The sequence below is a fragment of the Amycolatopsis sp. NPDC003731 genome, assembly GCF_053586895.1.
The window spans coordinates 1-3,962 of record NZ_JBSFNC010000267.1 but is presented as its reverse complement, the minus strand read 5'-3'; the positions used below and the strand labels follow the sequence as shown (position 1 = coordinate 3,962).

Below are 3,962 nucleotides of genomic sequence, written 5' to 3'. Positions count from 1 at the left end.
GTAGGAAGTAGGGACTTGATGATGGTATTCATACTAAAAAGGTTCGATTGATTAGGTGGTTGACCATTAGGGGGCGCCTCACTTGAGGGAGGTCATGCGATCAGGCGCAGGGTGTCAAACCTCTGTCACCTCTAAGGAATTAACCGCGTGCATGCTGTCGCCAGAGGCTCTTCCGCTAAGGGGCCAGGCTGAGACTCGCGTAGGGCGAGCGAGCCTCAGCCTGGCCCCTGTGATGCGTCGTGCTCACCCGTGACGGACCGTCGGGAACCCGAGATTGACCGGACTTGTGATGGAGGTCACTCGTTCTGCCTCGCTGCGCTTCTCCCGCAGCAGCCGGAGAGTGAGGTCGAGCCCCTCGATCTCGCCGAGCCAGCCTTCCTTGCTCGCTTGCTGCTTCCGGTGCTCGAGGTCGGTTTCGAGCTCGTCGAGCCGGAAGAGCATCTTCGGGTTGACGTGAAGCATGGGGCAGCGGATGCAGGCGTGCTCGTGGGCGCAGGGGCTGCCGTAGGGGCGGGCGCAAGAGCCGAGTTCGACCTTGCGCTTGTCGAAGTGCTCCTCGAACTCACCCCACTCCTCGGCGGTGGTCGGCCGGTATTCGCCGTCGGGCCGGACGTCGCGGCGACGAGCCAGGAAGTCCTGGTAGTGCCGGACGACGTCTTCTTCGAAGACTGCGACGTAGCCGCGGGTCGTCTGGAGGTTGAGGTGGCCGAGCAGTGCAGCTCCGATGTGGATCGGTAGGCCGTTGTTCATCAGCTCGGTGGCAAAGAGCCTGCGGAAGTCGTGTGGGGTGAAGCTGAGATCCCGGAAGGCGGGGTTTGTCTCGCCGAGCAGCTGGCACTGCTTGCGGAGGTTGTTGAGGACGGTGCCGGTGCTGATGACGCGTCGGACCCCCCCGATCTGCCGCTGGAAGAGGTAGGGCATCGGCTGCGTCCAGATCCGTTCGTGCCCGTCGTAGCGGGGAACGACCGGGACTGGCCCGTGGACCAGGTGGCGGCGCAGGATCGCGGCGATGACGTGGAACAGCTCCGGCGACATCGGGATCACGCGTTCGCGGTCAGCCTTCGACGGCGCGATGACCAGCAACGCGATCATCTCGCCGTTCGGGCGCTGATACTGCCGGACGCTGGTGTGCGTCAGCTCGACCAGCTCCTCGGCCCGAACGCCGGTCAATCGCAGGACGCCGAGCCCGGCCCAGTTCCAGAAGGCCGTCTCCTCCTCCATGACCAGCGAGCGGACCTCGCCGGTGACCGAGTTCCGGACGCGGACTGCGGGCTGATGCGCGTCGCCGTGGTGGGCCTGGTCGTAGGAGGTGTTCATCCGCTCGAACGTGACCCCGTGGTGGCTGAACTGCTCCCCGAGCGCGACCTCGCGCGCGGCCACGAGCAGGTCTCTGACCTCGGCGTAAGTGCGCTCGACGTGCTCGACGAGGTCCGGCAGCAGGGGCTGCCGTTCGCGGATGCGGTCGGCCATGCGCTCGTTGACCCGGCGGCGCCGGGTGCCGAAGCCGCGCAGGTCGGTGGGCGGAATTGGGCAAGGTGCGACCCACTTCGCCCAGCGTTCCGGCTCGGCCAGGGCCCAACCCTGCAGGTCCAGGTAGAACGCTCGGACCGGGAGCAGGACGGAGCCTTCGGGGTCGCGCAGCAGGCCGCCGTCCTTGCGGTAGCGGATCGCCTCGCGCCACTGGTCGTAGAGCTCCGGCGCGATGCGCAGGTCCGCTTGGTCGGGTGCGAGCTGCTCGATCCGGCTCCAGAACCGGCTGGCCAAGGTCATGACCAGGTTTTCCCGGGTCGAGTAGTCGGAGTCGCCCTCCCGGCGGACGATGTAGTCGATGATCAGCTGCCGGATGCCGGCGTTGCGCAGCTCATAGCGGTCGACCATTTCCTCGGCCGTGAGCTGTCCCTTGTAGATGTTGGACCGCAGCGTCGGCGGGGTGCCCGGCGGGAAGTGGCCCATGGCGTGCAGGGCGTCCCAGGCCAGCAACCCGGCGAGCCGGCTGCCGTCCTTCTTCGCGTTCACGACCAGCCCGAGGCGCCGGCATTCCAAGGAGTAGAACAGCAGCGCGGACGAGCTCAAGTCGGCCATGGTGATGCCCTGGGTCGCCAGGATGGTGGTGACGTCGAACAGAGCGCGGTAGCGGTGCCGCTCGGGTGTGGACATCGTGTCGACGAACGCGAAGAACTTGTCCAACAACGGGTCGTTCTGGACCTGGCGGAAGACGTGCGGCCACTCGCTGAACTTGTGCAACCGGAACGCCGGCAGCGACGGGCGGATCACGCGCAAGCAGATCATCGCCTTCAACGCGTGGACCAGGTTGTTCCCATGATCGGTTCGCTCGACCAGGCTAGTGACCGGCTGAGATCCGGTGTCGAGGCCGCTGGCTTCCCATCGTTCCTGCCAGGTCAGACCGGGGAAGCTCGCCAGGTATGCGAGCAACCTCCTCGTCCCGCTTCGGCGCTTGGTCCGCGGTGAGACCGCCTGCGAGCCGACGTGATCTCCGGCCAGGACGACCAGGTCGTCCACTGTGGCTTGGGCCAGGTCACCGAACGGCCGCGGCGGTGTGGTCGGTGTGGCCGGAGCGGCATCGACCGTGGTCAGCGCGAACCGAGATCGGCGCAGGTCGTTGTCCTGCTGCACCGGGGTTCGTCGGTTGCGCATGGTGTAGACGTCAGCCACCGAACACCACCGCGATGTCTTCGGCCGCGTAGCCGGTGGTGAAGGTGCGCTCCGGACGCGGCCGGGCGTAGTGCTCCTGCAGCCGGTCGTGGAGGTCCTCGACAGTGACCGTGGTGTAGATCCCTGTCGTGGCGATGTTCGCGTGCCGCAGGATGACCTGGACCTCGTGCAGCTCGAGCGCCGGGTCGTTGACCATCCGGGTCGCAGCGGTGTGCCGCATGTCGTGCCAGGTCCAGTTCGTGCCCAGCTTGTCGTTCGCGCGCTGCAGGATCCGGCGCATCGCCCAGTAGGACAGCGGCCGGGACAACCCGCGGCGGGTCCGCCAGATCACCTCGCCCGGTGCGCAACCGTCCTCGGTGGACAGGTAGCGGGCCAGCATCCGCAACGCCTCCGCCGACGTCGGGACCGCTTCTCGTAGCCGGGTTCCCTTCGAGGTGACGTAGAAGCGCTGGCCGGCCCAGTCGATGTCCTCGCGACAGACGCCCAGCAGCTCCGCGGATCGCGCTGCGCTGGAGACGAACATCAGCAGAAGCGTCCGGTCCCGGTCGCAGGTCATCGCGTCGAACAGCTCGTCCCAGAGCGCGTCCGGGATCGCGCGGGGGACCCGTTGAACCGCGCGCTGGCGCAGCCGGGCCCGGCGGGCGTGCGCCGGCGCGTCGATCGGGCTCCGGTGTGCAAGCGCGGCGCGGCGCTCCCGGCTGGACGGGATCGGATTGACCACCGGGCCCCGGCCCCAGTGGATGTGGAACTCGTAGAACTTGAACACCACGGTCAGGTTGTGGTTGATCGTCGACCGCGCGTAGCCGCTGGCCAGTACCGGCTTGCCCGTCCGGACGTTGACGCCCCCGGGAATGTCCGCGCTCGGACGAGTCCGTCGGCGCTGCGGGTTCGGCGCCGACTTCATCCACCCGACCAGCACGTCCGCCTCGGACTCCGTCGCCTGTTGCCAGTCGACCTGCAGCGCCCACAACACCCGAAACCAGCGCAGCAGGTCATGCCCGTAGCTGCGGCTCGTCAACGGGCTCATGTCGCTCAGCGCCAGGCTCCGCAAGTACTGCGTGACCGGCACGATCTCCTCACCGTCCCCGCCGATCACCACGAACGGCGGGAATCGTCCATCCGCCGGACGGACCTCGCCGACCTGCTCAAGGCCGATCCGCCCCTCCATCAACTGCCGCCGTACCCCGTCCAACCCACCAAGCCTCTCGCTCACGACCGAAGATCATTCCGGTCTCAGACTTGGTGCAGTCAACAGAGCGGTGCCGCGCCGGCGGAGTGCCGGGCGGGTA

At 67.4% G+C, this 3,962-nt stretch carries 2 protein-coding genes; both read right to left on the bottom strand.

The annotated features are described in order from the left end of the window. Positions 1 to 243: 243 nt before the first annotated feature. Positions 244 to 2,673: a tyrosine-type recombinase/integrase gene (locus tag ACWDN5_RS45975; RefSeq protein WP_449680705.1), complete on the bottom strand. Its 2,430-nt coding sequence runs from the start codon at positions 2,671 to 2,673 to the stop codon at positions 244 to 246. Then, a complete protein-coding gene (locus tag ACWDN5_RS45970; protein ID WP_449680704.1) occupies positions 2,666 to 3,841 on the bottom strand; it encodes a tyrosine-type recombinase/integrase in 1,176 nt (391 codons plus the stop codon). Before ACWDN5_RS45970 ends, ACWDN5_RS45975 begins: the two co-directional genes overlap by 8 nt. Positions 3,842 to 3,962: the final 121 nt, after the last annotated feature.